The sequence below is a fragment of the Methylobacterium sp. WL103 genome (assembly GCF_008039885.1).
Lineage (GTDB): Bacteria > Pseudomonadota > Alphaproteobacteria > Rhizobiales > Beijerinckiaceae > Methylobacterium > Methylobacterium cerastii.
Genome location: NZ_VRUX01000334.1, coordinates 1 through 4,758, shown reverse-complemented (window position 1 = coordinate 4,758; position 4,758 = coordinate 1). Strand labels below are relative to the sequence as shown.

The window sequence follows — 4,758 nt, the reverse complement described above, 5'->3', positions numbered from 1 at the left end:
GCCCGCGCCCCGCGCCGCCTGCTGCCGCGGCCCTGACGGGCTTCCGTTCGCGATTGCAACGCGATCGGGAACGGTTCTACGAAGCGCTGCGACCATCCCTGCTGCCACGAGGCGACGCGTGCCCGGATACCTGCCCTTTGCCGGCGCCCTCGATCTGCCGGCCTACGTCTGCGACAATTGCGGCTTCTGGCAGCGCCACTTCACGACGCCGCCCGCCTGCCCGATGTGCCTCGATGCCCGCCACGTGGTGCCGCAGGACGGCTGGCAGTTCTGGACCAAGGGGCAAGCCCAGGAGCGCTTCCCCTGCCATTGGCAGGAGCTCGAGCCGGGCGTCTGGCGGTTCTGGAACGAGCCGGTCTCGGGGATCGGCCCGTCGAGCTACCTGATCTGCACGGATGCCGGGAACATGGGCTTCGAGGGTTGCCCGGTGTTCAGCGAGGCGGCGCTCGACCACATCGCGAGCCTCGGGGGCATGCAGGTGCTCTCGTCCTCGCACCCGCACGCCTACGGGGCGCTGGTGCAGCTGCAGGATCGGTTCGACCCGGAGCTGTGCCTGCCGGCCGCCGACTTCACCTGGAGCGCGGCGCTGCAGGTGTCGTGGCCCTACGACGACTTCCTCGAGCCGCTGCCGGGCCTCGAGCTGCACCGCACCGCCGGCCATTTCGACGGCCACGCGGTGCTGTTCGACCGAGGCCGCAAGATCTGCTTCTGCGGCGACGCGCTGAAGTTCGAACTCGACCCCGCGGATTTCCGCCGCGCCGTGACGATCTCGGCGCACAAGGCCTTCGTGCGCGGCGTGCCCCTCACGACGAACGAGCTGCGCCACTACCGCGACGTGTTCGCCCGCCTCGACTTCACCCAGACCTGGACCCCGTTCGAGCCCGCCGCCAATTGCGGCCGGGCCGAGGTGCTCGCGCTGATCGACGGGATGCTGGCGACCCGGCCGCACGCGGCACCGGTGCCGTTGGATGGGCTGAGGCGGTAGGACGCCTCACAGGCTTCAGCCGCGGATCAGGGTGGCGCGCCCAACCCGACGCGGCCCCCTCTACCCCCCGGGAGAGGGGACCCGCGCTTCGATCACCACACGTCGCGCGAGGCGAACCCCTGATTGGACGACGCGGGTCCGTCGCGCCGTCAGCGCTTGGTGTTCCCGGCCGTCTGCCCGAACATCACCTTCTTGGCGTCCTCGCTCATGGTCTTGCCGTGGTCCGGGTTGACCTCCGGGGCTCGGGCGTAGGCCGCCTTCGTGCCCGGGCGCTCACTGATCGCATGGAACCAGCGCTTGAGGTTCGGGTGCTCGTCGAGGTTTTGGCCCTGCTTCTCCCACGGGACGATCCAGGGATAGGCCGCCATGTCGGCGATGCCGTAATCGCCCGCGACGTAGTCCCGGTCGGCCAGGCGCCGGTCGAGGACGCCGTAGAGCCGGTTGGTCTCGTTGACGTAGCGGTTGACCGCGTAGGGGATCTTCTCGGGGGCGTATTGCGAGAAGTGGTGGTTCTGGCCGAGCATCGGCCCGAGGCCGCCCATCTGCCAGAACAGCCATTGCAGCGCCTCCTGCCGCCCGCGCAGGTCCGTGGCGAGGAACCGGCCGGTCTTCTCGGCGAGGTAGAGCAGGATCGCGCCCGACTCGAACAGCGTGATCGGCGCACCGCCGCCGGCCGGCTCGTGGTCGACGATCGCCGGCATGCGGTTGTTCGGCGCGATCTTGAGGAAGCCGGGATCGAACTGCTCGCCCTTGCCGATGTTGACCGGCTTGATCGTATAGGGAAGCCCCGCCTCCTCGAGGAACATCGTCACCTTGTGACCGTTCGGGGTCGGCCAGTAGTAGAGATCGATCATCGAAACTTCCTCACGTGACGTGGACCGTCGCGCCCTCGATGCCGCAGGTGGGTCGGATGCGCCGCGGATCAAGCGGCGTTCGGAACCGGGCGGGTCCGAAGGTACGACCGCGCAGGTCAGGCCGGCTTGGATCACGTCGGCCATCGCCTCATCGCGAATCGTGTGCCGGGCGTTACTGCCGACTCGATCAAATGCGATCCACTCCGCGGCCGATTCCTTCACGGGCGGCATGGTTTGAGTCGCTGCATCGGGGAGGCGATCCATGATCAGCGCGACATCGATCAGCAGTGCCGGCCTCGTCGCCGCGTCGCAGAGGTTCGCGTCGAGCGCCACGCAGGTGGCCGAGATCGGGACGAGCCTGCCGAGCGCCACCCAGGTGGACCTGTCGAGCACGGCCGTCAGGATGATCGAGGACAAGGCTTCCTTCGCGGCCAACGCCGCGGTCGTGCGCGCCTCCGACGCCATGGAGCGGAAGCTCCTCGACATCCGCGTCTAGGGCCGCCGCGTCCAAGGCCACCGCGTCTTCTCCCGCGACACCGATCGAACCTTGCCGGCATCGCGCCGACCCCGTAAGACCGATGCATGTCGGGGTGTAGCGCAGTCTGGTAGCGCACCTGGTTTGGGACCAGGGGGTCGTAGGTTCGAATCCTATCGCCCCGACCATCGATTTCCGGAGCGGTGTCTGAAGGCCATGTCGAGCGCCCGCATCTTCCAGCCGTCCAAGGACGCGTCGCAGTCCGGCACCGCGCGCACCAAGGTCTGGCACCTCGAGTTCGACCAGACCGCACCGCGCGAGACCGACCCGCTGATGGGCTGGACCGGGTCGGGCGACATGCTGCAGCAGGTCCACCTGAAGTTCGAGACGCTGGAGGACGCAGTCGCCTACGCCAAGAAGGCCGGCATCGCCTACCGCGTCGAGGAGCCGAAGAAGGCGCCCCCGCGCAAGGGGCTGTCCTACTCCGACAACTTCAAGTTCAACCGCACGGCCCCCTGGACGCACTGACGGGACGCGACGCGGCGGACCCCGTCACGCTTGGTCCTTGCGCGCCTTCCAGGCCGCGTAGGGTGCCGTGGCCTCCGGTACGTCGAGGTGCTTCAGCCGCATCGGCTGCTCGTCGAGCGGGCGGCACAGCTCGGCGTAGATCTCGGCACCGAGCAGCCCGAATTCGCCGGCCGTCGCGGCGGCGTTGGCGAAGTAGCCCTCGCGTATCCCCGAGAGCCGCATCGCGGCGTGGCACATCGGGCAGGGCTGGCCGCTGGCGTACATCACGCTCCCCGACAGGTCGCGGCTGTTGAGGCGCCGGCTGGCCTCGCGCAGGGCCACCATCTCGGCGTGGCCGGTCGGGTCGTTGGTGGTGTGCACGTTGTTGGCGACTCGGGCCAGGACCTCGTCGCCGCGCACGAGCACGGCGCCGTAGGGCGTGCCCCCGTCGCAGACGTTGTCGGCGGCAAGCTGCACCGCCTCGCTCAGGTATCGTGCGTGGTCGCTCATGGTAGATCGCTCTCCCGAATGCGGACGGGAACGCGGGGCCGGCGAGAACGGTTCGATTTCGCCGTTCAGAACGCGTAGCGCACGGTGCAGTACGGCATCGTCTCGTCGAGCACCGCCTTGAAGCGGGCGAGCCAGCGGCCCTTCCATCCGGCGCGGTAGCGCACGTTGGCGCCGCCGCCCTCCGAGACCTTCGCCTCCTGGATGTCGGGCCGCCACAGCAGGTCTTCGGCGCGCGGGTGCCAGCCGAGGTTGACCGCGTGCAGGCCGGCATTGTGCGTCAGCAGGATGATCTCGCACTTGAGCTGGGCCTTGGCGGCGTCCGAGAGCGTGCCGTCGATCTCCTGGAACAGCGCCCGCCAATCCGCCTCCCAGCCCTCGTAGAGGATGACCGGCGAGAAGTTGACGTGCACCTCGTAGCCGGCGGCCACGAAGTCGTCGATCGCCGCGATCCGCTCCGCGACCGGGCTGGTGCGCACGTCGACGACCTTGGCGATCCGCGCCGGCATCAGCGAGAAGCGGATGCGGGTGCGCCCCTGCGGGTCGTAGGCGAGCAGGTCGCGGTTCACGGCCTTGGTCGCGAACGAACCCTTGGCGTTCGGGAGCGTGCGGAACAGGGCGACGAGGTCGCGGACGTTGTCGCAGATCGCGGCGTCGACCGAGAGGTCGCCGTTCTCGCCGATGTCGTAGACCCAGGCGGCCGGATCGATGGTGTCGGGCTCGGGCAGCGCCCCTTGCCGCGTGGCGTGCCGCGCGATCGCCGCGCAGGCGGCCTCGACGTTCACGAACAGCGAGATCGGGTTCGAGAAGCCCTTGCGCCGCGGCACGTAGCAATAGGCGCAGGCCATGGCGCAGCCGTTCGAGGTCGAGGGCGCGATGAAGTGGGCGCTGCGCCCGTTGGGGCGCATCGTCAGCCCCTTCTTCACGCCGAGCACCAGGGTCGAGCGCTTGATCCGGACCCAGTCCTCCACCGAGCCTTCGTTGCCGTGGAGCGCCGGGATGTTCCAGTGCGACGGCACCGCGATGCGCGTCGCGTCGGGATAGCGCGCAAGGATCTCGCGCCCGCGCGGAAACGTCTCCACCGCCGGCTCGTGGTAGATCGTGGTGACGTCGAGGAGGTCGCCGATCGTGGCCATACGCTGTCCGGCGGACCGGAACGCGGCCGCCTTCGACATATGGGGCGGGCGGGCTCGAACGACCTGTGCGGAACGCCCGAAAGCGGTGCGTTCCGCCCTGTGGCCCAACGGCGCGGCGGGGTTTTGCGGGCGACGCTAGATCCGCGAGAGCAGCTCGGCCTTCTTGTCGGCGAACTCGGCCTCGGTGAGGACGCCGCGGCCGTGAAGCTCGGCGAGCCGCTCGATCTTCGTGAACACGTCGCCGTCTGGCGCCGGCTCCGGCGCGGCCGCAGGCTGCGGTTTGGGGGCGGGGGG

General features: G+C 69.4%; 7 protein-coding genes and 1 tRNA gene. 4 read left to right on the top strand and 4 right to left on the bottom strand.

What is annotated here, in order from left to right:
- Positions 1 to 118 precede the first annotated feature (118 nt).
- Positions 119 to 985, top strand: a complete 867-nt coding sequence (locus FV222_RS17735) for an MBL fold metallo-hydrolase (RefSeq protein ID WP_147764425.1) — start codon at positions 119 to 121, stop codon at positions 983 to 985.
- A gap of 149 nt (positions 986 to 1,134) precedes the next feature.
- Here FV222_RS17735 and FV222_RS17730 read toward each other — a convergent pair whose 3' ends face one another.
- Positions 1,135 to 1,839 (bottom strand): glutathione S-transferase N-terminal domain-containing protein, encoded by a 705-nt coding sequence (locus FV222_RS17730; RefSeq protein ID WP_147764424.1) that lies wholly within the window; start codon positions 1,837 to 1,839, stop codon positions 1,135 to 1,137.
- Between the two features lie 262 nt (positions 1,840 to 2,101).
- Here FV222_RS17730 and FV222_RS17725 point away from each other — a divergent pair, with 262 nt between their 5' ends.
- The 3 genes from FV222_RS17725 to FV222_RS17715 all read left to right on the top strand — a co-directional run bounded on the left by FV222_RS17725 (position 2,102) and on the right by FV222_RS17715 (position 2,842).
- Entirely contained in the window at positions 2,102 to 2,335 is a 234-nt protein-coding gene (locus FV222_RS17725) for a hypothetical protein (protein WP_147750363.1), read from the top strand.
- Between the two features lie 90 nt (positions 2,336 to 2,425).
- Positions 2,426 to 2,502: transfer RNA gene (locus tag FV222_RS17720), tRNA-Pro, on the top strand.
- A 28-nt stretch (positions 2,503 to 2,530) separates the two neighbouring features.
- Positions 2,531 to 2,842, top strand: a complete 312-nt coding sequence (locus FV222_RS17715; protein WP_147750364.1) for an ETC complex I subunit — start codon at positions 2,531 to 2,533, stop codon at positions 2,840 to 2,842.
- 24 nt (positions 2,843 to 2,866) lie between these two features.
- On the opposite strand, the gene FV222_RS17710 is transcribed toward FV222_RS17715, so the two are convergent.
- The 3 genes from FV222_RS17710 to FV222_RS17700 all read right to left on the bottom strand — a co-directional run.
- Positions 2,867 to 3,331 carry a nucleoside deaminase gene (locus tag FV222_RS17710; protein ID WP_147750365.1) on the bottom strand — a complete coding sequence of 155 codons (465 nt, stop codon included), beginning with the start codon at positions 3,329 to 3,331 and terminating at the stop codon, positions 2,867 to 2,869.
- Between the two features lie 65 nt (positions 3,332 to 3,396).
- Positions 3,397 to 4,464 carry a spore photoproduct lyase family protein gene (locus FV222_RS17705; RefSeq protein ID WP_147764423.1) on the bottom strand — a complete coding sequence of 356 codons (1,068 nt, stop codon included), beginning with the start codon at positions 4,462 to 4,464 and terminating at the stop codon, positions 3,397 to 3,399.
- A 135-nt stretch (positions 4,465 to 4,599) separates the two neighbouring features.
- Positions 4,600 to 4,758 (bottom strand): SHOCT domain-containing protein (locus FV222_RS17700; protein WP_147815292.1); only part of this gene is annotated, 159 nt, incomplete at its 5' end.

Coding starts and splice junctions, on each gene's coding strand:
- FV222_RS17730 (WP_147764424.1), bottom strand. CDS start 1,839: ATGATCGATCTCTACTACTGGCCGACCCCGAACGGTCACAAGGTGACG.
- FV222_RS17725 (WP_147750363.1), top strand. CDS start 2,102: ATGATCAGCGCGACATCGATCAGCAGTGCCGGCCTCGTCGCCGCGTCG.
- FV222_RS17715 (WP_147750364.1), top strand. CDS start 2,531: ATGTCGAGCGCCCGCATCTTCCAGCCGTCCAAGGACGCGTCGCAGTCC.
- FV222_RS17710 (WP_147750365.1), bottom strand. CDS start 3,331: ATGAGCGACCACGCACGATACCTGAGCGAGGCGGTGCAGCTTGCCGCC.
- FV222_RS17705 (WP_147764423.1), bottom strand. CDS start 4,464: ATGGCCACGATCGGCGACCTCCTCGACGTCACCACGATCTACCACGAG.